The 21,299-nt window shown below is 68.4% G+C and carries 27 protein-coding genes and 1 pseudogene; 10 read left to right on the top strand and 18 right to left on the bottom strand.

Translation table 11 applies throughout. The features are described from left to right. Positions 1–79: 79 nt before the first annotated feature. The 10 genes from AB0M48_RS19495 to AB0M48_RS19450 all read right to left on the bottom strand — a co-directional run bounded on the left by AB0M48_RS19495 (position 80) and on the right by AB0M48_RS19450 (position 8,625). A complete protein-coding gene (locus tag AB0M48_RS19495; protein ID WP_363843610.1) occupies positions 80–427 on the bottom strand; it encodes a hypothetical protein in 348 nt (115 codons plus the stop codon). A gap of 45 nt (positions 428–472) precedes the next feature. Continuing rightward, positions 473–1,444: an ATP-binding cassette domain-containing protein gene (locus tag AB0M48_RS19490; protein WP_363843607.1), complete on the bottom strand. Its 972-nt coding sequence runs from the start codon at positions 1,442–1,444 to the stop codon at positions 473–475. Continuing rightward, positions 1,441–2,238: an ABC-2 family transporter protein gene (locus tag AB0M48_RS19485; protein ID WP_363843604.1), complete on the bottom strand. Its 798-nt coding sequence runs from the start codon at positions 2,236–2,238 to the stop codon at positions 1,441–1,443. The genes AB0M48_RS19490 and AB0M48_RS19485 overlap by 4 nt, the downstream gene beginning before the upstream one ends. Next, entirely contained in the window at positions 2,231–2,941 is a 711-nt protein-coding gene (locus AB0M48_RS19480) for an ABC-2 family transporter protein (RefSeq protein ID WP_363843601.1), read from the bottom strand. Before AB0M48_RS19480 ends, AB0M48_RS19485 begins: the two co-directional genes overlap by 8 nt. 110 nt (positions 2,942–3,051) lie before the next feature. Then, entirely contained in the window at positions 3,052–3,498 is a 447-nt protein-coding gene (locus AB0M48_RS19475; protein ID WP_363843597.1) for a hypothetical protein, read from the bottom strand. Positions 3,499–3,585: 87 nt separating this feature from the next. Continuing rightward, positions 3,586–4,962, bottom strand: coding sequence for a serine/threonine-protein kinase (locus AB0M48_RS19470; RefSeq protein WP_363843593.1), 1,377 nt, complete (start codon positions 4,960–4,962; stop codon positions 3,586–3,588). A 38-nt stretch (positions 4,963–5,000) separates the two neighbouring features. Continuing rightward, positions 5,001–5,993 carry a hypothetical protein gene (locus AB0M48_RS19465; RefSeq protein ID WP_363843590.1) on the bottom strand — a complete coding sequence of 331 codons (993 nt, stop codon included), beginning with the start codon at positions 5,991–5,993 and terminating at the stop codon, positions 5,001–5,003. Positions 5,994–6,013: 20 nt separating this feature from the next. Continuing rightward, complete coding sequence (locus AB0M48_RS19460) at positions 6,014–6,580, bottom strand: HhH-GPD-type base excision DNA repair protein (protein WP_363843587.1); 567 nt, start codon at positions 6,578–6,580, stop codon at positions 6,014–6,016. Between the two features lie 119 nt (positions 6,581–6,699). Further along, complete coding sequence (locus AB0M48_RS19455; protein WP_363843584.1) at positions 6,700–7,347, bottom strand: RICIN domain-containing protein; 648 nt, start codon at positions 7,345–7,347, stop codon at positions 6,700–6,702. A 162-nt stretch (positions 7,348–7,509) separates the two neighbouring features. Continuing rightward, positions 7,510–8,625 (bottom strand): DnaJ domain-containing protein, encoded by a 1,116-nt coding sequence (locus AB0M48_RS19450; RefSeq protein WP_363843581.1) that lies wholly within the window; start codon positions 8,623–8,625, stop codon positions 7,510–7,512. Between the two features lie 106 nt (positions 8,626–8,731). Here AB0M48_RS19450 and AB0M48_RS19445 point away from each other — a divergent pair. The 3 genes and pseudogenes from AB0M48_RS19445 to AB0M48_RS19435 all read left to right on the top strand — a co-directional run bounded on the left by AB0M48_RS19445 (position 8,732) and on the right by AB0M48_RS19435 (position 9,781). Next, a pseudogene (locus AB0M48_RS19445) lies at positions 8,732–8,808 on the top strand. 320 nt (positions 8,809–9,128) lie between these two features. Further along, positions 9,129–9,500 carry an MmcQ/YjbR family DNA-binding protein gene (locus AB0M48_RS19440; protein ID WP_363843988.1) on the top strand — a complete coding sequence of 124 codons (372 nt, stop codon included), beginning with the start codon at positions 9,129–9,131 and terminating at the stop codon, positions 9,498–9,500. 20 nt (positions 9,501–9,520) lie between these two features. Then, positions 9,521–9,781 carry a Prokaryotic metallothionein gene (locus AB0M48_RS19435; protein WP_363843578.1) on the top strand — a complete coding sequence of 87 codons (261 nt, stop codon included), beginning with the start codon at positions 9,521–9,523 and terminating at the stop codon, positions 9,779–9,781. Here the strand turns inward: AB0M48_RS19435 and AB0M48_RS19430 are convergent. Continuing rightward, a complete protein-coding gene (locus AB0M48_RS19430; protein ID WP_363843575.1) occupies positions 9,769–10,392 on the bottom strand; it encodes a helix-turn-helix domain-containing protein in 624 nt (207 codons plus the stop codon). The two genes, AB0M48_RS19435 and AB0M48_RS19430, sit on opposite strands and share 13 nt — an antisense overlap. A 60-nt stretch (positions 10,393–10,452) precedes the next feature. Here AB0M48_RS19430 and AB0M48_RS19425 point away from each other — a divergent pair, with 60 nt between their 5' ends. Next, positions 10,453–10,788 carry a nitroreductase/quinone reductase family protein gene (locus AB0M48_RS19425; protein WP_363843571.1) on the top strand — a complete coding sequence of 112 codons (336 nt, stop codon included), beginning with the start codon at positions 10,453–10,455 and terminating at the stop codon, positions 10,786–10,788. A gap of 4 nt (positions 10,789–10,792) precedes the next feature. Here the strand turns inward: AB0M48_RS19425 and AB0M48_RS19420 are convergent, their stop codons facing one another. From AB0M48_RS19420 to AB0M48_RS19410, 3 genes are all read right to left on the bottom strand, one after another. Continuing rightward, positions 10,793–11,368, bottom strand: a complete 576-nt coding sequence (locus tag AB0M48_RS19420) for an ABC transporter permease (protein ID WP_363843568.1) — start codon at positions 11,366–11,368, stop codon at positions 10,793–10,795. 120 nt (positions 11,369–11,488) lie between these two features. Further along, positions 11,489–11,842 carry a hypothetical protein gene (locus AB0M48_RS19415; protein WP_363843565.1) on the bottom strand — a complete coding sequence of 118 codons (354 nt, stop codon included), beginning with the start codon at positions 11,840–11,842 and terminating at the stop codon, positions 11,489–11,491. Next, positions 11,839–12,888: a medium chain dehydrogenase/reductase family protein gene (locus tag AB0M48_RS19410; RefSeq protein ID WP_363843562.1), complete on the bottom strand. Its 1,050-nt coding sequence runs from the start codon at positions 12,886–12,888 to the stop codon at positions 11,839–11,841. The genes AB0M48_RS19415 and AB0M48_RS19410 overlap by 4 nt, the downstream gene beginning before the upstream one ends. Before the next feature lie 105 nt (positions 12,889–12,993). Between AB0M48_RS19410 and AB0M48_RS19405 the strand changes: the two genes are divergently transcribed. After that, positions 12,994–13,620, top strand: coding sequence for a TetR/AcrR family transcriptional regulator (locus AB0M48_RS19405; protein WP_363843559.1), 627 nt, complete (start codon positions 12,994–12,996; stop codon positions 13,618–13,620). Between the two features lies 1 nt (position 13,621). Here the strand turns inward: AB0M48_RS19405 and AB0M48_RS19400 are convergent, their stop codons facing one another. The 4 genes from AB0M48_RS19400 to AB0M48_RS19385 form a co-directional block, all read right to left on the bottom strand. Then, on the bottom strand, positions 13,622–14,566 hold the full coding sequence (locus tag AB0M48_RS19400) for a ribose-phosphate pyrophosphokinase (protein WP_363843556.1): 945 nt from the start codon (positions 14,564–14,566) through the stop codon (positions 13,622–13,624). Between the two features lie 10 nt (positions 14,567–14,576). Beyond that, a complete protein-coding gene (locus tag AB0M48_RS19395) occupies positions 14,577–15,059 on the bottom strand; it encodes a hypothetical protein (protein ID WP_363843553.1) in 483 nt (160 codons plus the stop codon). Beyond that, complete coding sequence (locus AB0M48_RS19390) at positions 15,056–16,564, bottom strand: PHP domain-containing protein (protein ID WP_363843550.1); 1,509 nt, start codon at positions 16,562–16,564, stop codon at positions 15,056–15,058. The genes AB0M48_RS19395 and AB0M48_RS19390 overlap by 4 nt, the downstream gene beginning before the upstream one ends. A 78-nt stretch (positions 16,565–16,642) precedes the next feature. Further along, a complete protein-coding gene (locus AB0M48_RS19385) occupies positions 16,643–17,449 on the bottom strand; it encodes a metal-dependent hydrolase (RefSeq protein ID WP_363843547.1) in 807 nt (268 codons plus the stop codon). A 113-nt stretch (positions 17,450–17,562) separates the two neighbouring features. On the opposite strand from AB0M48_RS19385, the gene AB0M48_RS19380 reads away from it, so the two are divergent. The 5 genes from AB0M48_RS19380 (at position 17,563) to AB0M48_RS19360 (ending at position 21,229) form a co-directional block, all read left to right on the top strand. Then, a complete protein-coding gene (locus AB0M48_RS19380; protein ID WP_363843544.1) occupies positions 17,563–18,405 on the top strand; it encodes an SDR family NAD(P)-dependent oxidoreductase in 843 nt (280 codons plus the stop codon). A gap of 79 nt (positions 18,406–18,484) precedes the next feature. Next, on the top strand, positions 18,485–19,708 hold the full coding sequence (locus tag AB0M48_RS19375; RefSeq protein ID WP_319967503.1) for an NADP-dependent isocitrate dehydrogenase: 1,224 nt from the start codon (positions 18,485–18,487) through the stop codon (positions 19,706–19,708). Between the two features lie 174 nt (positions 19,709–19,882). Continuing rightward, the gene (locus AB0M48_RS19370; RefSeq protein ID WP_363843540.1) at positions 19,883–20,194 is read left to right on the top strand and encodes an SH3 domain-containing protein; all 312 of its coding nucleotides are present in this window, start codon (positions 19,883–19,885) and stop codon (positions 20,192–20,194) included. A gap of 10 nt (positions 20,195–20,204) precedes the next feature. Continuing rightward, positions 20,205–20,423 (top strand): hypothetical protein, encoded by a 219-nt coding sequence (locus tag AB0M48_RS19365; protein WP_363843537.1) that lies wholly within the window; start codon positions 20,205–20,207, stop codon positions 20,421–20,423. 11 nt (positions 20,424–20,434) lie between these two features. After that, positions 20,435–21,229 carry an exodeoxyribonuclease III gene (locus tag AB0M48_RS19360; protein ID WP_363843534.1) on the top strand — a complete coding sequence of 265 codons (795 nt, stop codon included), beginning with the start codon at positions 20,435–20,437 and terminating at the stop codon, positions 21,227–21,229. Positions 21,230–21,299 lie beyond the last annotated feature (70 nt).

Here is a 21,299-nt window from a genome sequence, read left to right as displayed (position 1 = left end):
GTGTGCGGCGTGAGGCTTGGCACGATGGACGCGTCAAAGCCTAAGCCGCCACCGGAGGTGCGCAACAGGGCTCAAGTGCTCATCCGCCGCAGGCCGAGGAGACCTTCGCGGCGAGATCGGCCTTCTGCTGCACCCAGTCCGCCGCGGAGTTGACGTTCTGCATGCCGTTGGCGGCCTCTTCGAGAGCCTTCTTCACCTGCTCGTCCGGCGCCGAGCCCGCGAGGGTCTCGAGCTCCTTCGCCTTGGCCTGGGTTTCCTCCAGAGCCTTCTGCGGGTCGCTCATGTCCGGCGTGAAACCCACGAGCGAGATTGCGTCGGCGCACAGCTTCACCTTGTCCGCGGTGTTGCTGACGCCCTGGATCGCGTCGCAAGCCGTCAAGCTGCCCATCGCGATGACAGCCGCGGCCAGCGGTCCAACTAGGCGCATTCGCTCTCCTTGTGCCCGAAGTGTCCGGATCGATTACTGATGACTCTACCGACGTACGTCTTGATCGAGTTGCCGTTGGTACAGCTTGCGGATGACGTCGTCGATTTCCGGCTCCACGACGGCGAGGTCGTGGACCTCCACCTGCCGCACCACCTGGGTGATCAACTGTGCCGCCGTCGTCTCCGCTCTCCTGAACGTGAGGTGGTGGCGCAGCCCGTTGGCCTCGCTGCGCACCGCCGTCACTCCGGGGACGTCCGGCGCCGGGCCTGGTTCCCTGAGGTCGATGACGAGCTCGCGGTCCGGCGTGACCTCGGCGCGCAGCTCCTCCAGCGGGCCGTCGGCGAGCACCCGGCCGTGGTCGATCACCATCAGCCGCGGGCAGAGGCGTTCGATGTCGTCCAGGTCGTGCGTGGTGAGCAGGAGCGTCGTGCCGCGGCGGGTGTTGATGTCCGCGAGGAACTCCCTGAGGCGCTCCTTGGACTCCAGGTCCAGGCCGATCGTCGGCTCGTCCAGCACCAGGAGCTCCGGGGCGTGCAGCAGCGCGGCGGTGATCTCGCCGCGCATCCGCTGCCCCAGCGAGAGCTGCCGCACGGGCGTGGTCAGGAACTCCTGCAGACCAAGGAGTTCGACGCACTCGTCGAGGCGCCTGCGGTAGTCCTCCGCAGACACGCGGTAGATCGACTTGAGCAGGTCGAAGCTGTCCCCGAGCGGCAGGTCCCACCAGAGCTGGCTGCGCTGGCCGAACACGACGCCGATGCGTTTCGCGAGATCACGCCGTTGCTTCGACGGATCGACGTCGCCCACCCGGATGTGGCCGCTGGTCGGCACCAGGATCCCGGTCAGCATCTTGATCGTCGTGGACTTGCCGGCGCCGTTCGGCCCGACGTACCCGACGGCCTCACCCGCGGCGACGTCGAACGTGACACCGTCCACCGCCGTGACGGTCTTGTAGTTGCGGCGCAGGCCTTTGGACGTGGCTACCTTGAACTCCCTGCGGAGCTCCCTGACCTCGATCATGATCCCGTTCCCCGGTAGTGCCTGACCGCGAACCGCCACGCGAACCCGGCGACGACCGCCGCCAGCGCCGCGACGAGCGGTGATGTCCAGCCGACCCAGCCAGGAAGGCCGAGCGGATCCTGCTTCCCGAGCAGCGCGAGGCTCGGGTAGTACGCGACGAACGCCCCCGGCACGATGAACGCCATCACCCAGCGCAGCGGGGCGGAGTAGACGTTGACCGGGTACGAGGTGAAGGCGTTGCTGCCGTAGGTGAAGGCGTTGGCGAACTCGCGGCCCTCCACGATCCAGAAGCACACCGAGCACGTCACGACCCAGATCGCGCCGAAGATGACCGCGCCGGCCAGCGGCGTGACGAGGGTCAGCGCGACCTTCGCGGGTGTCCAGGCGATGCCGGCGTGCATCAGCGCGTAGACCATCACGGCGAGCGCGCCGATGATGCGCCCGACCCTGCGCAGGCGGACGTCCGACACCATGATCTGCGGCAGCGTGCCGAGCGGCCGCATCAGCAGCACGTCGAAGGTGCCGGTGCGGATGTACGTCGGCAGGTTGTCGAGCTGCCCGGCGAAGAGGTCCGCGATGCCGAACGCGATGCCCGCGAACGCGTACATCAGCAGCACCTCGTCCTTGGTGAACCCGCCGAGCCCGCTGACGTGACCGAACAGCACGAGGATGACGACCAGCTCGATCCACTGAGCCAGCACCTGCGTGAGGAGGTCGAGCGCGAACGACGAGCGGTAGGACATCTGGCTCCGCAGCCGCGCGCCGATGAGCCGCGGATAGATGGTGTCAGCCACCCTGCACCACCACCTTGCGCACCGCGCGCTGGAGGACCAGGTGACCGGCCGCGAGCAGCGCCACGGCCCAGAACACCTGGTAGAGCAAGGTTCGCACCGGGTCGCCGTGCCCGAGGAACACGTCGATCGGCGCCTGCATCAACGCGGGGAACGGGGTCATCCACAGCACGTCCCGAGCCCACCCCGGGAAGAACGCGACCGGCACGGTGAGCCCGCACAGCAGGCCGGAGCTGACGTTCCAGAACCCGAACAGCCCCCGGTTGTCGATCAGCCAGAACGCGCTGACGTCGATCAGGAACCGGCACGCGAAGCTGATGACCAGCGCGAGGACCGCGCTGACCAGGAACAGCGGCCACTGCACCGGGCTGGCCGGGAACTGGAACGGGAACAGCAGCATGCCGAACACCATCGGCGGCGCGAGCCTGGTCAGGAACGCGTACCCGCCGCGGCCGAGGTCCTGCGCGAGCAGAGCGGTCTGCAGGTGCCACGGCCGGTACAGGTCGACCACGACGTCACCGGATCGCACGCGCTCGGCGAGCTCGTTGGTCCCCCACAACAGGATGAACCCGAGCAGCCCCTGCCCGATCCAGACGTACGTGTTGGTCGCAGCGATGCCGTACTCCGCGATCTCACCGTTCGCCGCCTTGAGAGCGGCGACGAGAACGGCGGCCCGCAGCAGGCCGAAGACCACGTTCGCGGTCATCCCGGCCAGCATCGCTTGTCGGTAGGTCGAGTACCTTCGGAATCCAGCAATGATCAAATCGGCGTGAACACGCACGTCGGTCAACGTTAGTGACCGTCGCAAGTGGATTTTCAGTTGATGGAGACCTTGGACTCCCGGTCAGGGCCGGGGACCTGCCAGGTGTGCGGCACCGGACGTTCGCCGGGGTAGGTGGCGGTGTCCCCGAATCCGCCGGGACAGTGGGCGAGTCCGGGAACCGCCTCCCAGTTGCCACCTGCGGAGAAGTGCGTGGCGCTGACCCAGCCCCAGTACCCGTTGTCGCCCAGCGTGTAGGCGAACCAGTCGTTCTTGATCGAACCGTACTCGAGCTTGATGCCGAACCTCTTCTGGCACACGAACCAGCTGTTGCCCGCGTTGAGCACGCCCTCGACGTTGCCGATCCGAGTGATCCGGCCGGGGCCGTACATCGCCCACGGGTGGTTGGTGCGCCAGATGTTGCAGGTGTAGGTCGTCCCGTAGCCCGCTCGACCGCCGGACTGGTAGCACCCGGCGGCGGCCTGCGCTGCCGGGGCGCTCACGAGCAGCGAACCTGCGACGGCAAGGCATGCGACAAGAGTGCGGAGCTTGCTCATGATCCCCCCAGGATGCTGGCGAGGGGATCATGGTCAGCTGCCGAACGCGCTGGTGACGACCTCACCTGCTCCGGGTTCAGCGCCCATGCAGAGGAAGTAGCTGCGAGAGCCGTCCTTGTACCCGACCGCGGTGATGTCCCAGCCCGTGGTGTCGACGTTCGCCCTGGTGACCGCCTTCATCAGGGCGGGCGTGCAGACGTTCTTCACCTCCGCCGAGGCCAGCAACTCGTCGGAGTCGACCGCGGGGATCTCCCCGGACAGCCACCCCCCGCCGAACGCCTCCCAGTAGTGCTCGTCCGCACAGGACCCGACTTTGCGTGCGGTGGCGGCCGCGCCACCGATGGTGTTGATCCCTCGGTAGCAAGTGGACTTGTCGACGCAGAACCCGGCGCTGTCGCACTTCTTCAGGAACGGCGGGATGTCCTCGGCGCCGCCCTGCTGGGTCGTCGACGGTCCGGCGCCCTGGGCGGTCGTCTGCTCCTTGCCGAAGGGGTTCAGCACGACCAGCCCGACCACGATCGCGACGACGAGCCCGGCAGCGCCGGCGACCAACGGCCACGCCTTGCGCTTCGGCGGGGGAGGGACCGGCACGGTGGGCATCCGCATCGGGTCGATCAGCTCGTCCCGCAGCTGCGTGGCGCTCGGCGTGCGCAGGTTCGCGTCCGGGTGCAGAGCCCTCGCCAGCGCCTCGTGCAACGCGGGCGGCACCCCCGGCACCGCGGGCACGGGCCGGCGCAGGATCTCGCCGAGCTGGTCGAACGACGTGATCGGCCACGGCACCGGACGCGGCGGCTTGCCGGCGAGCAACGTGTAGAGCGTCGCCGCGAGCGAGTAGACGTCGGCCTGCGGCGTCGGCTCGGCCATCGCGAACGCCTCGGGCGGCGCGTAGCTGGGGCTCAGGGCGTCCCTGGTGACCGTGCTGCCACCCTGCGCGTCGAGCAGCGCCGCGAGCCCGAAGTCGGCGAGCTTCGGCGTGCCGTAGCGGTCGACGAGGATGTTGGCGGGCTTGATGTCCCGGTGCAGCACGCCTTCCTGGTGTGCCGCGGCGAGTGCGTCGGCGAGCTTGATGCCGAGGTCGCGCACCTGCTCCGGATGCAACGGGCCCTGCTGGTCGAGCTGGTCGGCGAGCGACCCGCCGGTGCACAGCTCCATGACGATGTACGGCGTGCCGTGGCCGGTGATGTTCGCGTCGTGCACCCCGACGACGTGCGGATGACCCGACAGCTTGGCCGCCGCCTGCGCCTCGCGCAGGAACCGCCGCCGGTCCCGCTCGTCGACCAGGAGCCGGTTGTCGATCTTCACGGCGACGTCGCGACCGAGCTGGGACTGGTGGGCGGTGTAGACGGTGGCGAACCCGCCCGCGCCCAACGGTCTCAGGTCGGTCAGGCCGGGAATGCGGGGTGCGGTCACGCGCGGCAGCTTAGTTCCGCACCCCGACAATCCGGAGGCTAGCCCGTGCAGGTCAGCGTGCCACTCCTGAGCGCGTGACTGCTCGTGTTGTCGTCGTCCGACCAGAGAACGACCTTCTTGCCGTTGACGCAGCTCGGCGAGATCGTGAAACCTTCGAGGTTCACGTTCGGCAGCGACGACGGCCGGTTGTACGTCGCCGTGACCTTGAACCTGCCGCTGCTGATGGCGAGCGTCGTCGTCCGGCCGCTGCAGTGGTTGTCGCAGAGGCTCCACAGCTTGCCGCCGTCGAACTCCAGGTCCATCACCTGGCTCTGACCGCTCGCGAACCTGCTCAGCAACTTCGCGCCCGATCCCTGCAGGGCGTACACGTACACCTCGCCGGTGGCCTCCAGCCCGACCAAGAACAAGCCGCTGCCGTGACCGGGGTACTCGGCGGGGTCGTAGGTCCTGCCGCTGTCGTCCTTGAAGCCGTTCCGCGTGAGGAACGAGTCCGGCACCCACGAAATGGCCTCGGGCCCGTCGTTGGGGTCGACCTCGGGCATGCCGCCGAGCTCCCACTCGGCGGCCGCGTTGCTGCCGGTGCCGTACTTGAGGATCTTCGGCGTGCTCACGTCACCGTCGTCGTTGTCGCGCTCGACAGCCACGAAGAGCCCGTCCGGCGTGCTCACGACCCCTTCGGCATCGGGATCACCCTGCCCGTCCGCGAACTCGAGCGACCGCTTCTGGTCGACCTTCCACGTGCTCCCGCTGGGCACGAGCCGGTACAGCGTCGAGGGCCCGTTCCTGACCGCCCACACGACACCCGGACTCTCGAACGACAGCCCGCTCAGGTTCGTGCCGAAGACGTTCGTCCCGTCCGCGTACTTCGTGGCGGAGTCACCCGGCCACGACGTCGCCGCTCCCGCCGGAAGGCCCGTCAACCCGAGCACGAGGACGGTGAACATGCCGATCACCTTGATGCGCAACGCAAACGCCCCTTCTCCCACGAGGCGGAACACCTCGTGCGGACTGGCGGCGTACGTACAGTGCACCAGACGATCAACTGCCCGTGCTACTTCTTGGCGGCGGCCTTCGCGGCCTTCTTGAAGTCGCGAACCTCCAGCAACGACGCCTGATCGCGCACGTCAGCGACGCTACGCCGGCTTCCTTCGTCCCCGTAGTGCCCAGCCGCCGCACGCCACCCCTCGGGCGTGACGCCGAACTGTTTGCCCAGAAGTGCAAGGAAGATCTTGGCCTTCTGCTCCCCGAACCCGGGCAGCGCCTTGAGCCGCTTCAGCACCGCGGCCCCGTCCCCGTCGGCCCAGATCCGCGTGACGTCGCCGTCGTAGGTCTCGACGACGAACTGCGACAGCGCCTGCACCCGCTTGGCCATCGACCCGGGGAACCGGTGCACGGCGGGCGGCGTGGCCATGACGGTGGCGAAGGCCTCGGGGTCGGCCTCGGCGATGCGGCGCACGTCCAGGCCGCCCATGCGGTCGGCGAGGACCTTGGGGCCGGAGAACGCCTTCTCCATCGGGATCTGCTGGTCCAGCAGCATTCCTGTGAGCAGGGCGAACATGTCCGACGCGAGGAGTGCGTCCGCGTCGGGGTTCTGTGCGAGGCACACCGTGCGGGTCATGACGAAAAGGATCTCATGACCGGTGGAAGATCGCCGGTGGAGGCCCCGGCGACGTTGTGCGGAAATAGCGTTGGCCGCCCGCAGAAATGTGCGGGCGGCCAATTCACGTGTACTTCAGATCAGGAGAGCCACCGGTAGAGCGTGAACAGCTGGTTCGCGTTGCCGTGGCAGTCCCACTGCAGGAATCCGGTGCCATTCGCGGTGCCGCCGAAGTCGGTGTCGAGGCACTTGCCGGTGGCGCGGTTCTTGAACAGGATCGGGCCGTCGTAGGTGGCCGGGTCGGCGCCGGTGGGCAGCACGACCTCCCACTGCTGGTTCGCGCCGTTGTGGCAGTTCCACTGGATGACGTGGGCGCCGTTGACGGTCGAGTTGTTGTAGAGGTCGAGGCACTTGCCGGAGTTGCCGTTGATGAACATCGCGGTGCCGTACTGGCTGCCGGTGCCCGCGACCCAGACGGGGGCCCACTTCTGGTTGTTCGTGCCGTAGCAGTCGAACAGGATGGTGCGCGCGCCGTTGTCCAGGGAGTTCCAGGCGATGTCCGCGCAGCGGTCCACGGAGGAGCCGTGGTTGATGTCGGTCGTCTTCGGGATGATCGCGGTCCAGATGGCGTCGCCCTCGGCGGCGATCTTGGCCTGGGCCTGCGGGCCCACGCCCGGCAGGTCGTACGGCTCGAACTTCGGTGCGGCCGAAGCCGGCGCGGCCGCCATCGACAGCAGGGCGGCGCCCGCGGCAATGGCGACAGAAACTCTGCGAATGACGTTCTTCACTTCAAATCCCCCATGTAAGTGTGACTGAAAAAGTCCATGGGAGGGCGTCCCCCGACGCTAACCTGTCCCCCCAGGAACAATGCCAATCTTTCAGGCCGTCAGTCGCCAGTCAAGGGTCTTTTCGTCCTAATCGGACCGGTTGTTCGTGAAGGGCGGAACGAGTCAGGCGCCGGCCACGCGGACTTCCGAGACCACCTGGCGCACGAGAACGCGCAATGCCTCGCGGTCGACGGTGGCCGGGTCGTCGGCCAGCCAGTCGCCGATCTCGCGGACGAACTGCTCGGGGGTCATCGGCGGCACCTCGAAGTCGAGGTCGTCGTCGCACGTGACCTCGCCGGCGCGGCTCGGGTAGACGAGCAGGGCGCCGCGGACCTCGAGCCACGGCAGGAGCTCGGCGAAGCGTTCGACGCTCTCGAGCAGCTGCGTGCCTCCGCCGCGGAACGGGTGGCCGTTGCGCCAGAGTTCGCCGTCCTCGTCGCAGTAGTAGTGGCCGGGGAGCCACGACTTCGACTCGATGAGGACCAGGCGGCGGCCGCAGAGCAGGGCGTGGTCGATGTCCGTGAAGACCGACCCCGGCCACGCGAGGCCGTGGAAGATGCGCACGCCCGGTAGCTGGGTCATGTACTCCGTGAGCAGTCCGGCGGTCAGCCGTTCGCGTCTGTTTTCACCCGGACGGCCGAAAATCGTGTTCCCGTCGTACTCACCGGCGAACGCCCGTTCGGCCCGCGCGACCGTCATGTAGCGGCGCACCAACCGGAACGCCCCGTAACCGGCGGCGGCCACGAGCGGCAGCCAGACGGCGAGCAACAGCGGCGACAACGTCATCGTCAGCGGGAGGAGCAGGACGAACCAGCCGCCGATCGCGGCCGCCGCGGGGGCGTGTCCGAGGCCGGTGGCGGGGACGTAACGGACGCGCGCGCCGAGGTCGATGCGGTGCCACCACTCCATCGAACCGAGGTCGACACGGGGCCGCGGCGCCATGTAGTTCGGGTCGTCGCCGAAGTCGCGCAGCCTGCCCGTGTGGCCTGTTCTGCGAGGTCGCGGCCGTGTCTGCGGTCGCGGCGCGGCGGGCGGCCGGTGTGCCGGGCGGTCGTAGTCGGCCCGCCGGACCGGGTCCTTCAGCGTCTCGTAGGCCTCCTGGAGCAGGCGGAAGCCGCCAGACGTCCCACCCGCGTCGGGGTGCATGACCTTGGCGAGAGAGCGGTAGGCCGACTTGATCTCCGAGGCGCTGGCGCCCCGGTCGACACCGAGCAACTCGTAGTAGTCGATCCCTGGCACGACACCGTCCAGTTCGGGGTTGGTCCGTGAACCTTATTGGGTCCAACACTTTCGCAGGGCATACGGCCCGCACTTCCCCGTCTAGTGTGGGTGGAGCGGTGGCGAAGGGGCCTGTAGCGCAGTGGTCGACGCGCCCTCCGGAACGGAGGAGGGAGAACGCCGGTTCGAATCCGGCCGGTCCCGCTCTCTCAGAGGATCCCCTGTTCGCGGAGAGCGCGAACCGGGTCATCGGTTACTTCGTCCAGTGGGCGTCTGTCAGCGCAACTACCACATGAAGAACATCCGCACGTCTGGCGCGGTGAAGTGTCCTCTGTGGACGGTACGTCGGACACCTGGGACGCGGGGGCGTTGCGCGGCAGGTCTTCTGGGAACTCTCCGGTGACACGGCCGGCGTCGAGTTGATCAGCGCGATCCGCGCGGGCATCGGCTGAGCCTGCAACCCGTGGCCGGCAACCGAGCCCGGCAGATGGCACGACGGGGGTGCGGTGGCGCAGGATGTCCGGGTGGAAGCGCTCGAACGCCTGCGCCACCTCTGTCTCGCGTTGCCAGAGGTGACCGAACGCCTGAGTCATGGCGAGCCCACCTGGTTCATCCGCGGCAAGAAGACCTTCGTGACGTCGGCCGACCACCACCACGACGACCGCACGGCGTTCTGGTGCGCTGCGGGTCCTGGCGTGCAGGAGACCCTCGTCGCGCAGGACCCCGAGAAGTACTTCCGCCCGCCCTACGTCGGCCATCGCGGCTGGCTCGGCGTGTACCTCGACGTCCCCCTCGACTGGGGCGTCATCGCCGACCTCGTCGAGGACGCCTATCGGGTGATCGCCCCGAAGACGCTGGTCGCGCAACTCGACGCTTCGAGTTGCCGACCCGACTGACCTGTCGCAGTCTTCGGCGCATGGCGACCTGTGACGTCTGTGGCAACGAGTACTGGATGGCCTTCGAGGTGCGCACCGTCGGCGGGGGTGTGCACACGTTCGACAGCTTCGAGTGCGCGATCCAACGGCTCGCGCCGCGCTGCGAGCACTGCGACTGCCGCGTGATCGGGCACGGCGTGGAGGTGGAGGGCAAGTTCTTCTGCTGCGCCCACTGCGCGCGCATGGGGGCGGCCGACCTGGGCGCGATGATCCGCGACACCGTCGGCTCTCATCCCGGCTGACCCAGGACGAGGTCCAGGCTGAGCGGCACGGGTGGCGGAAGAACGTCCGTGCCGGCTCGGAACGACTCCAGCAGGTACGCGACCAGGCGCTGGGAACTCGCCACCGCGACCTCCGCCGGCAGGCTGGACAGTCCGCCGTTGGCGATGAGCACCAGCGTCAGGTCGTGCGGCGAGAAGTCGGCCCGCAGCTGCCCGCTGTCCTTCGCCCGCTGCACCAGTGCGACGAAGCCGAGCCATGTCCGGTCGCGCACCTCGGAGTGCAGGTCGGGGAACGACGCCATGAACGCGGCGGTGAAGCCCCGGTCGCACGCCTGCAGCAGGCAGACCTCCTCGATCACCGTGCGGAGCCCGCGCCACGGGTCCGGGTCCTGCAGCGCGTCGTCCATGGCGCTCTGGCAGACGGCGAACTGCTCGGCGAAGGCCTCCATCACCAGCGAGTCCTTGGTCGGGAAGCGCCGGTACAGCGTGGCGACGCCCACGCCGGCCCTGCGTGCGATCGCGGCCATCGGCACTTCGAGCCCGCGCTCGGCGAACAGTTCGCGCGCGACGGCGAGCACTCGCGCCCGGTTCTCCCGCGCATCGGCGCGCATCTGAGACGGTTCAGCGGTCACTTCTTCTCACTTCGCCTCAAGTGGACGGGGGTCTCCACTTAGCAGGCTACGTTGGAACTCATGAGGGTTCAGGGACCGATGGTGCGCAGGGTCAACAAGTGGATCGTCGGACTGCGGGATGCTCCGCTCGTGGGGAAGCTGGTGCGCAAGGGCCTCACGGTCGTGACGTACACGGGCCGGCGGTCCGGTCGCACGATCAGCACACCCGTTGGCTACAAGCGCAGAGGCGACGTCGTCGAGATCCGCGTGATGATGCCGGACGCGAAGGTGTGGTGGCGCAACTTCGAAGGCGAGGGTGGTCCGTTGACGCTCGAGCTCGATGGCACCAACAAGACCGGTCACGCGACTTCGCACCGTGACGACAAGGGTCGTGTCACGGTGCGAGTGCAGCTGTAAAGCCCTACGCGGCAAGACGTCGACGCTCCAGGAACGCCGCCACCAGGTAGGCGCCGCCACCCAGCACGGCCAGCGTGCCGAAGAAACCGGCTCCCGGGACGAACAGCGTCGCGGCGGCGACCAGCATGAGCCAGGTGCCCAGGTTGTGGTGCAGGGCGTTGCCGCGGATCGCGCCCTCGGCGATGTAGATCATGCCGACGACGATGGTCGACCCGGCGGGCCACAGCACGGTCTGCAGTTCCGGCTCGTCGAACACCGTGCTCAGGCCGGTGACCGCCAACGCCAGCGCGGTGAAACCGGTGAGCCAGGCCGTGCCGACCAGCTTCTCGGCTCGTCGGCGCGCTTCCGAGGCTGCCTTCTGGGCGCGCAGCGACGCCGTCATGGCGAAGAGCGTGCCGGCGACGAGGCCGGTGACGAGCAAGCCGATCGGCAGCCACGCCGGCATCAGGACCGCACCGGACCTGGACAGCACGGCGGCGCCGTGGCCGAAGACGTAGGCGAACGCGAAACCCAGGTAGGCGGCGCGGTTGTCGACCTCGGTGGACGCGACGGTGGTGGCGCGGAGAGCGGTGGCGTTCATGGCGGGGACTCCCGGTGGGTCAGATGAGCGAAGTGATCAGGCGTGGTGCGACGACGAAGTGGGGCGAGCGGCGGATCGAGGCGCGCTGGTCGGCGAGGCCGTGCAGGCCCAGCCAGAACGTCATGGCGCGATCGGGGTCGGAGAGGACCCGTGTGAACAGCCGCAGTGCCTGCGGGAGAGATCGGCCGCACCGAACATCACGCGGTAGCGGCGGGGGTGCGCGACGGCGAAGTCCAGGTAGGCGAGGCCTGCCGCGTAGGCGCCGGGTGCGTCGAGCACGACGGCTTCGAGTTCGCGGAAGGCCGCGTGGCACACGGCCAGCAGGATCGCCGGTGGATCGGGGAAGTGCAGGTAGATCGACGAGGTGGGCACGTCCGCCTCACGGGACACGGCCCGCAGCGTCACGGCGTGGTCCCGGTCGACCAGGGCGGTCGCCGCCGCCACGATCGCCTGGCGGCAGCCCGGCCTGCTCACTGCTCCGGGACGATGACGACCTTGCCCAGCACGGTCCGCGACTCGGCCAGTGCCAGCGCGGCACCTGCCTCCGGCAACGGGATGCGCGCGGCGATCTGCGGCGTCAGCACGCCCTGGCCGACCAGCGCGAGCACCTGCGTGAGGTCCTCGGCCAGGCGGGCGCGGAACGTGGCAGGACGGAAGCGCTTGCCCGCCCAGAAGTTGTAGAAGCCCGCGCGCCTGCCGTTGGGCAGCACGTTCCACACCATCAGCTGCCCGAAGAGCTTGAGCACCGGCAGCATCGCGTTGCCCGGCTCGTCCTTCGTCGCGGCCGAACCGTAGTTGACCAGCGCGCCGCCGCGACGCAGCAGCTTCCAGGACTCGCGCAGGCCGGGACCACCGACGTGGTCGAACACGGCGTCCACACCTTCGGGCGCCAGCTCGCGGATGCGGGCGTACATGTCCGGGTCGCGGTAGTCGACGGGGATCGCGCCCAGCTCACGCACGGCGTCGTGGTGGCGGGCGGAGGCCGTGCCGATGACCTTGATGCCGGCGTGGCGGGCGAGCTGCACCAACGTCGAGCCGACGCCGCCGTTCGCACCCAGCACGACGATCGTGTCTCCGCGCTCGACCTTCGCCGTGCGGTACATCATCTGCCACGCCGTGACGCCGTTGACCACGACGGTCTCGGCGGCGGCCGCGTCCACGCCGTCCGGCACGGGCACCAGGTCGGCCGCCTCGACGATCAGGTGGCTCGCCCACGCACCGACCTTCGTGACCGCGGCGAACCGGTGTCCCCGCAGGTCGCGGTCCACGCCCGGTCCTGTCCCGACGACGGTGCCGACGACGTCGTAGCCGGGCACGAACGGGAACGCGGGCTGGTCGTAGTACTTGCCCAGGCGCATCTGCTGCTCGGCGAACGAGACGCCCGTGGCGTCCATCCGCAGGACGACCTGGCCCTGACCGGGTGCGGGCAGGTCACGGACCCGGACGTGCAGGCCGGCGGGCTCGACCACGCCGGGCAGAACGATCTCGGTGGCGCGGGTGGTGGCGGTCGTGGCGTTCATCGTGGCTCCTCGGTCCCGGCTGTGCTTACGGAGGTAAGCTAACGCGCGTAAGTCTACGAGTGCAAGGCCTAACAGCCATAAACTTTCAGGTGTATGGTTACGGCCGTGACGAACACGGAACCGCGCAGGCGCAACCGCAGGGGCGAAGGCGGGAAACTGCGGGAAGAGATCATCGCGGCGGCCCTCGCGCTGCTGGACGAGGGCGGCGACGAACGCGCGGTCACGCTGCGCTCGGTCGCCCGCAAGGCAGGAATTGCGGCACCGTCGATCTACCCGCACTTCGCGGACCAGCCGTCGATCATGCTGGCCGTGGTGCAGCAGGAGATGGACGCGCTCGCGACCGTCCTGCGCGAGGCCGTCGACAACGCGGGTCCGGACGCACGCGCGCGGCTCTTCGCGCTGTGCAACGCCTACCTGGACTTCGCCGAGCTGCACCCGCAGCGCTACCGGATCATGTTCGGCGGCCTGTGGACGCCGTCGGTCGAGGACACCTCGATCACCGACGCCGACCTCGACTCACTCGGCGCGGGGGCGTTCACGCTGCTCGCCGACGTGCTCGGCGCGTGCGTCGAGGAGGGCATCGCGCACGGCAGCGACGACCTGTTCGGCGACGCGGTGGCGTTGTGGCTCGGCCTGCACGGCCTCGCCCACCAGCGGGCCGTGGTGCGCAAGATGCCCGGACCGGCCGACGTCGGTGACCGGCTGATCAGGGCACTCGCGCACCTGAAGTAGGTCAGGGAGCCTCGAACAGCGTCGACACCGACTCGCCGACGTTGATCCGCCGCATCGCCTCCGCCATCGCCGGCGCGATCGACAGCATCTTCAGCTTCGGCACGGACTTCTCCGCCGGGATCGGCACGGTGTTCGTCGCGACGATCTCCAGCACGTCGTCGAACGCCTGCAGCCGGTCGAGCGCACCGGCCGAGAACAGTCCGTGCGTGCAGGCGACCCGGATCGACCCGGCGCCGCGCTCCCGCAGCTTGTCCAGCAGTTCGATCACCGTGGAGCCCTTGGCGATCTCGTCGTCCAGCACGATCACGTCCCGTCCGGCCACCTCGCCGATCACGGTCTGGATCTGCACCTTGTCGTCGGCGAACCGCTGCTTGGCGCCGGCCGCGACCGGCAGCCCCAGGATGCGGGCGAAGTGCGCGGCCTCCTTGGCGTTGCCGAGGTCCGGCGACACCACCACGGTGTTGGAGAGGTCGTACTGGGAGAAGTGCGCGGCCAGTTCCCGCAGCGCGTGCAGGTGGTCGACCGGCACCGAGAAGAACCCGTGCACCTGCGGCGAGTGCAACGTCATCGCCAGCACCCGGGACGCGCCGGCGGCGACCATCAGGTCGGCGACCAGGCGGCCGCCGATCGAGATCCGGGGTGCGTCCTTCTTGTCCGAACGCGCGTACGCGTAGTGCGGCAGCACGACGGTCGTGCGCGCGGCGGAGGCACCACGCGCAGCGTCGAGCATCAGCAGGAGTTCGACGAGGTGTTCCTGCACCGGCGGTACCAGTGGCTGGATCAGGAACACGTCCCGCTCACGGCAGTTCGCCTGCAACTGCACTTCCAGGCAGTCGTTGGCGAACCGCGTCAGACGGCTGGGGGAGAGCTCGACACCGAGGTGACCGCAGATCTCGGCGGCGAGGGAGGGATGGGCAGAACCACTGAAGACAGCGATGTCACGCACATCCGCAAAACTAGTCGATGACCAGCACCAACTTGCCGTCGCGGAAGAACGGGATCAGGTTCCCGCGCGTGTCGACCGTGTGTGTGCCGCGGGGAAAAACGGCCTCTATGGCCGTGAACGCGAGGATGTCCGACACCCCGTGACGGCCGCGCAACGACCGTTGGCCCTGGTATCGCAGAGCGCGCCCCTCGCGGCGGTACTGATGGGCCTCGGCAGCAGTGGAGGCGCCTGCTCGAAGCGCCTCCGGGCCTACCAGGCGTCCTGAGGACGCACCGCGTACAGCGACGCCGAAACCCTGCGCGACCAGTGAGTTCACCACCGCGTCGGACGGGGGGACCGGCAGGAGGAAGGACATCGCGTAGTGCGCGTCGACCTCGTGCACCGCGACCGTTCGAGCCGTGGTCAGCACTGTGTCGTGCAGCTCCAGCGCGATCTTCTCCGCTTCCCAGCGGTTTTCATGGCCGGCGTCGATGCCGACGAAGGTGCTGGTCACCTGACCTCCACGAAGATCGGGTTGGTGTAGCACCACAGGTCCTCCCACGGGTTCGCGGCTCCGGGTGTGTCCGCCAGGGGTTCGAACGCGCCGCGGTTGCCGTCCGTTCCGCGCAACCGGAGGAAGAATGGCTCCCGGACGTTGCGGAACGTGTGCGTGAAGACCGCATAGTGCCAGCGCGGCTCGTAGGATCGCTCGACGTTCACATGTGGCGTGACCAACGTTTCAGATGATGATCGTCCGGTTACCGCGCCTTTGATGAGGTCCAAACGGCGCAACCTGGGGATGAATCCGGCGCTGTTCGGCCGGGTCGCCAGACGCACCTTGACCAGCACGGTCACGTCCGAGCCGCGGCGAACGCGCAGCCGGCCGCCCATCGTCTGCGCTCCGCCGGATGCGTAAACGCTGAAACGAAGATCATCGACAAGGCCACCGTGTGCAACCCACGCCCGGCCTGCCCGCAGACCCTCCATCACGGCGCCGCGCGTGCGGCGGGTCGCGCCGACGACGGTCCGGGAGAACTCGCCGGGGAAGAAGTCGACGTAGGGCGGCGAGACCTGCGGCGGGCCGGAGTCGACGGGGTCGAGGTGCTTGCCGGTGAGGTCGAACTGGTTGCCCGGCTCCGGCACGCGGACGATCGTGTCGCGCGAGTTGAAGTGCGAGTCGGAGTTCGACGTGATCCACCAGCCGAGGCCCTCGGCGAGCAGCGAGTCCCAGACGCCGCCGACCTTCGCCGTCATCCAGTCGAAGCCGCCGTAGGTCCGGTAGGCCTCGGGCGGGTAGGCCGCGTACGAGTTCGAGCCGGGGCTGTTCGAGTACCCGCCGCGATGGCCGCCCGGACCGCGCAACGGGTCGCCGTCGCCCTGTGCTCCGGGCGCGGCCTCCATGCCGACAACGATGTCGGGTGCCAGGTCACGCATGTTGCGCAGCTCGTGGGGCGCCACCCGGCCGTTGCGCATGGGGTGGTTCACGAACACCAGCGCGGACTTCATCGTGCCGTTGCGGATCTTCGTCTGCAGGAACCGGATCGCGTCGAGCGCCTTCTTCTCGTTGGCGGGACTGGACGCCTCGGCGCCGTTGAGCCGCCAGTCGAACTGCCGCTCGAAGTCGCGCAGCACCCCGGCCTCGTCGTGGCAGTCCTCGAAGAACAACGTCGCGTGCTCGGCGCCGGGGACGTTCCACTCCATCCCGTGCCACAACAGCAGCTGCGGGAACTTGCGCTGCGCGCGCCGGAGATCGGCCGCCGTCGCCTCGACCGAGTGCGCCTCGTGCGACGCGTGGCCGTGGTCGGTGATCACGAGCCAGTCCGTGCCGTGCCGCAACGCGCCGCGGATCTGCTGCTCGATGGTGTACATGCCGTCGTACGAGTACTGCGTGTGCGCGTGATGATCGCCGGAAAGCCACTGGTAGCGGGTGGTCGCCGAGGCGGTGCCGGTGCCCAGCGCGCCCGCCACACCCAGCACGCCCGCCCCCTGGAGGAAGCGTCTGCGGGCTACTTCGGACATGGCTGAACCTCCACGCGACGGGTCGGGGTCCGTGGAGGCTAGGCCGATCGGGTGTGGTGCAGGTGGACGCCGGGTGAACTAGACCGGAAGGAGGTCCACCCAGTCCAGGAACGGCAGGGCGCCGGTGCCCTGCAACGCGGCGAGCCCCAGCCAGATCGACAGGATCGTCACGATCGGCCCGACGATGGCCATCTCCACCACGCCGCCGGTCTTCATCCGCATGATCTTCGGGGGCGCGACCGGGTACCACGTCTTGCCCATGATCGGGATCGGCCAGAGGATCGGGCAGCCCTGCTCGGTGATCGCGTCACCGATGTAGTGCGCGAAGCAGCCGACGCCGACCGCGATCCCGCACGCCGCGGCGGACGCGTCCGTCTGCGCGGTCCACGCGATCATCGCCCAGGTGATTCCCCCGGAGACCGCGGTGATCAGCAGCGCGTCCTGCTTCGGGCACCAGTCGTTCATGATGCCGCGCACCGCGAGACCGGCGAACACGAACATGAGCACCGGCAGCGCCCACTTCTGGCTGTTCTGGATGACCGCGGCGGTGAAGACGGCGGAGAACATGGCGAAGACGAGCGTGTGCGTGAGACCGCGATGTCCGCCGTCCCGCTTGGAATCCCTCTTCAGGCGCGTCGTCCGGTAGACGAAGCTGCTCAACGCGTTGATGCCGGCGGACAGCCCGCTGCTCAGTGCTCCGAACGTGCGCGAGATGGTCGAACCGGGGTGGTCGAGGTCGGGCAGAAGTGCCGCGCCAGTGGCGAGAACCGCGCCGACGGCCCAGCTCTGCGGCGAGAGCTGGCCGATCGGGTGACTTGACGCGAGTGCGGTGACAGCGCTCCAGGCGAGCAGTCCACTCATCGCATGTGTTGGCCCAGTTGACACTTACGTCCCTTCTAGTGATCACCCGATGGTGAAAACAGTAGTCGCAGGTATCAGGCGCCCGAGCCGGAACTCCATATGTCCGGACAACCATCTCCACCCGAAGGAGTTCGGACATGGCGCAGGTGTGGCTCATCACCGGCAGTTCCCGCGGCGTCGGCCGCAAGACCGCGGAAGCGGTTCTCGCCGCCGGGCACCGGCTCGTCGCGACCGCCCGCAATCCGCGCGACCTCGACGACCTCGTCTCTCAACACGGCGACCGGGTCCGATCTGTTGCACTCGACGTGCGTGACGCCGCCCAGGCGCGCGAGGCGGTGGCGACGGCGGTGCGCGAGTTCGGCCGGCTCGACGTCGTCCTGAACAACGCGGGCGCCGGCCGGGTCACCTCGATCGAGGAGTGCTCCGAGGAGGACTTCCGCGAGCAGCTGGAGGTCAACCTCTGGGGCGCCGTCAACGTCACCCGCGCCGCGCTGCCCGTGTTGCGCGAGCAGCGCTCCGGGCACTTCCTGCACGCCGGATCGACCGCGGGGCACACGGCGCTGGGCGGCGGGCTCGGTCCGTACGTGATGTCGAAGTTCGCGCTGCGCGGGTTCAACGAGACGCTCGCCGCCGAGTGCGCGCCGTTCGGCGTCAGGTCGACGTTGATCGAGCTCGGTGGCATGCAGACGGACTGGACCGGCAGTTCTCTGGTGGTGACCGAGCACGGACAGGACTACGTTCCGTCTGTCGGGGCAATGCTGGGCGTGCTGCGTGGCGCCGACGGCAACATGCCCGGTGATCCGGCCAAGGCGGCGAAGGTCATGCTCGACGTGGTAGCCATGGACGAGCCGCCGCTGTGTCTGCTGCTGGGCAGCGACGCGGTGGATATGGTGCGCCTGGCAGACCAGGCACGGAATGCGGAAATCGACAAGTGGGAACAGGTGAGCCGGTCGACCGACCGCAACCCTGAATCGGTGTAACCAGGGTCGCAGCCGCGAGTGGACGGTTTACCAGTACGCTTGTCTTGCTTGCATCGTCGCGAGAGGAGCGCCCGGAGTTATGGGCAAGATCAAGGTTCAGGGCACCGTCGTCGAGCTCGACGGCGACGAGATGACCCGGATCATCTGGCAGTTCATCAAGGACAAGCTGATCCACCCGTACCTGGACGTCACCCTGGAGTACTACGACCTGGGCATCGAGCACCGGGACGCGACCGACGACCAGGTCACGATCGACGCCGCGAACGCCATCAAGAAGCACGGCGTCGGCGTCAAGTGCGCCACGATCACGCCGGACGAGGCGCGCGTCGAGGAGTTCGGCCTCAAGAAGATGTGGGTCTCGCCGAACGGCACGATCCGCAACATCCTCGGCGGTGTCGTCTTCCGCGAGCCGATCATCATCTCCAACGTCCCGCGGCTGGTCCCGGGCTGGACGAAGCCGATCATCATCGGCCGTCACGCCCACGGTGACCAGTACAAGGCCACCAACTTCAAGGTGCCCGGCGCCGGCAAGCTCACGATCACGTTCCAGCCGGAGGACGGCTCGGACCCGATCGAGCACGTCGTCACCGAGTTCCCGGCGGAGGGCGGTGTGGCGATGGGCATGTACAACTACAACAAGTCCATCGAGGACTTCGCCCGCGCCTCGTTCTCCTACGGCCTGCAGCGGGGCTACCCCGTCTACATGTCGACGAAGAACACGATCCTGAAGGCCTACGACGGCGCCTTCAAGGACATCTTCGAGCGCGTGTTCAACGAGGAGTTCAAGGCGGAGTTCGACGCCAAGGGCCTCACCTACGAGCACCGCCTCATCGACGACATGGTCGCCGCTGCCATGAAGTGGGAGGGCGGCTACGTCTGGGCGTGCAAGAACTACGACGGTGACGTCCAGTCCGACACGGTCGCGCAGGGCTTCGGCTCGCTCGGCCTCATGACGTCGGTCCTGATGACGCCGGACGGCAAGACGGTCGAGGCCGAGGCCGCGCACGGCACCGTGACGCGTCACTTCCGCCAGCACCAGGCCGGCAAGCCGACCTCCACGAACCCCATCGCGTCGATCTACGCGTGGACCCGTGGCCTCATGCACCGCGGCAAGCTGGACAACACCCCCGAGGTGATCCGCTTCGCCGAGGCGCTCGAGGAGGTCGTGATCGAGACCGTCGAGGCCGGTCAGATGACCAAGGACCTGGCCCTGCTGATCAGCAAGGACCAGGCGTGGCTGACCACCGAGGACTTCCTCGCCGCGCTCGACGAGAACCTCAAGAAGAAGATGGCGTCGTTCTGATCGCCTGATTCGAGCACGTGAGAAGGCCACTCCGGTCACACCGGGGTGGCCTTTCTCGTTGCCCGTCACCCGGTCGGTTCCTCTTGCGGGTGGTTGCCGCGCCGAGCCGTCCACAAAGGTCTCACAGCCGATATATCTGCTGTTCCAGGGCTTTGTGCGTGCGGAGGCAGCGTCATGTTCGGTGTACCGGTTCGGGGATTGATCGTCATCGGGGTGCTCGGGGTCGCCGGTGTGATGTACGCCGTGAACGGCGGCAAGCAGATCGGCAGCGACAACGGCGCGGAGATCTGCAAGGTCACGGTGACCGCGGACATCCTCAACGTCCGCTCGGGACCCGGTGACATGCAGCCGATCGTCTCGACCATGCCGCGCGACGCGGTGACCAACGCCCAGGCGCGCGTCGAGAACGGCTACCGGATGCTCAGCGACCGCCGCTGGGTGAGCCAGTCGTTCGTCGCGCTGACCAGCGACTCGACCTGCAAGTAAACTCGCGCGCATGCTGCGGAACATGTTTCGGTGGGGCAGAGCCAAGGGTGTCACGCAGTGCTCCTGCGAGCCCGAGTGGCAGGGCCTCTACACCGAGGTCTACGGCGAACGTCAGCTGGCGCTGCCCCGTGACGAGATGGCCACGCTCGTCGGCTACCTCGACCTGACCGCACACTGCGCCGGCTGCGGCGCCGAGTACCCGAAGCCCTGGGGCCTGGCCTCCCAGTAGGCTCCCTCGTCGTGCTCACGGTCTCCACGGTCAACGTCAACGGTCTGCGCGCCGCCGCGAAGAAGGGCTACCTGGAGTGGCTCGCCACTTCCTCGGCCGATGTGGTGTGCCTGCAGGAAGTCCGCGCGGAGCCGTCCGAGTTGGCTCCGGACCTCCACTCACCTCTGGGCTGGCACGGTGTGTACGCGCCGTCGTCGTTGAAGGGCCGCGCAGGCGTGGGCATTCTCTCGCGCGTTGAACCCACGTCGGTCCGTGTGGGCTTCGGCACCGCCGAGTTCGAGGCGAGCGGCCGCTACCTGGAGATCGAACTGCCCGGCGTCGTCGTCGCGTCCCTGTACCTGCCGTCCGGCGATGTGGGCACGGAGAAGCAGGACGAGAAGGACCGGTTCATGGCGGCCTTCCTGCCGTACCTGGTGTCGCTGCGGGAGAAGGCGGCTGTCTCGGGCCGTGAGGTGCTCGTGTGTGGTGACTGGAACATCGCGCACCAGCAGGCGGACCTGAAGAACTGGAAGACGAACCAGAAGGAGTCCGGCTTCCTGCCCTACGAGCGGGAGTGGATGACGTCCGTGTTCGCGTCGGGCTATCACGACGTGATGCGCACGCTGCACCCTGACGCCGTCGGGCCGTACTCGTGGTGGTCGTACCGCGGCAAGGCCTTCGACAACGACTCCGGATGGCGCATCGACTACCAGGTCGCGACGGACGGGCTGGCCGGCCGGGCGCGGACCGCGGTGGTGGAGCGGGCGGCCACGTACGCCGAGCGCTGGTCGGACCACGCCCCGGTGACCGTCGTCTACTCCGACTGACCCAGCCCGACCAGCCTTTATCGCTCTTGTCACCCACCTGACGGCTCGATTCGACCCGGCCGCTCCCTGA

The organism is Lentzea sp. NPDC051208, assembly GCF_040682435.1.
Lineage (GTDB): Bacteria > Actinomycetota > Actinomycetes > Mycobacteriales > Pseudonocardiaceae > Lentzea > Lentzea kristufekii.
This window is presented reverse-complemented; position numbering and strand designations above follow the sequence as displayed.

Bases quoted from the DNA above. Each gene is read 5' to 3' on its own strand.
- AB0M48_RS19420 (WP_363843568.1), bottom strand. From the start codon at position 11,368: ATGAACGCCACCGCTCTCCGCGCCACCACCGTCGCGTCCACCGAGGTC.
- AB0M48_RS19480 (WP_363843601.1), bottom strand. From the start codon at position 2,941: ATGACCGCGAACGTGGTCTTCGGCCTGCTGCGGGCCGCCGTTCTCGTC.
- AB0M48_RS19425 (WP_363843571.1), top strand. From the start codon at position 10,453: ATGAGGGTTCAGGGACCGATGGTGCGCAGGGTCAACAAGTGGATCGTC.
- AB0M48_RS19380 (WP_363843544.1), top strand. From the start codon at position 17,563: ATGGCGCAGGTGTGGCTCATCACCGGCAGTTCCCGCGGCGTCGGCCGC.
- AB0M48_RS19410 (WP_363843562.1), bottom strand. From the start codon at position 12,888: ATGAACGCCACGACCGCCACCACCCGCGCCACCGAGATCGTTCTGCCC.
- AB0M48_RS19375 (WP_319967503.1), top strand. From the start codon at position 18,485: ATGGGCAAGATCAAGGTTCAGGGCACCGTCGTCGAGCTCGACGGCGAC.
- AB0M48_RS19460 (WP_363843587.1), bottom strand. From the start codon at position 6,580: ATGACCCGCACGGTGTGCCTCGCACAGAACCCCGACGCGGACGCACTC.
- AB0M48_RS19495 (WP_363843610.1), bottom strand. From the start codon at position 427: ATGCGCCTAGTTGGACCGCTGGCCGCGGCTGTCATCGCGATGGGCAGC.
- AB0M48_RS19365 (WP_363843537.1), top strand. From the start codon at position 20,205: ATGCTGCGGAACATGTTTCGGTGGGGCAGAGCCAAGGGTGTCACGCAG.
- AB0M48_RS19490 (WP_363843607.1), bottom strand. From the start codon at position 1,444: ATGATCGAGGTCAGGGAGCTCCGCAGGGAGTTCAAGGTAGCCACGTCC.
- AB0M48_RS19435 (WP_363843578.1), top strand. From the start codon at position 9,521: ATGGCGACCTGTGACGTCTGTGGCAACGAGTACTGGATGGCCTTCGAG.
- AB0M48_RS19390 (WP_363843550.1), bottom strand. From the start codon at position 16,564: ATGTCCGAAGTAGCCCGCAGACGCTTCCTCCAGGGGGCGGGCGTGCTG.
- AB0M48_RS19370 (WP_363843540.1), top strand. From the start codon at position 19,883: ATGTTCGGTGTACCGGTTCGGGGATTGATCGTCATCGGGGTGCTCGGG.